The sequence below is a fragment of the Bacillus sp. SIMBA_005 genome (assembly GCF_046535585.1).
Lineage (GTDB): Bacteria > Bacillota > Bacilli > Bacillales > Bacillaceae > Bacillus > Bacillus pumilus.
In genome coordinates this window covers 1-257 of record NZ_JAWRWI010000701.1, presented here as the reverse complement: position 1 = coordinate 257, position 257 = coordinate 1, and the positions used below count along the sequence as shown (strand labels likewise).

1 pseudogene is annotated in these 257 nt (G+C 44.4%); it reads right to left on the bottom strand.

Features of this window, described 5'->3' with window-relative positions:
• Positions 1-189: pseudogene (locus tag SB660_RS21880) on the bottom strand (ABC transporter permease); the annotation flags it as partial.
• Positions 190-257 lie beyond the last annotated feature (68 nt).

Here is a 257-nt window from a genome sequence, read left to right as displayed (position 1 = left end):
CACCGTTGCTTCGGTATTGTAGTACATTCCAAAAACGCCACCACCTGCCGTAATCGTTGTAGCGCTTAGAATCGCGATGATAGACAACGATTTAGCATTTGCACGTATACGATACAATAGCTGTGAAACACCTATTAAATTTAACCCTCTCCACGACCAAGATGTAGCGTTTTTCAGCGCCGTCAGCATGAACACGCTGACACTATGGAACAATAAGTATGTCCCTGCAATCGTCATACCTATTACTAGAAGTGGCG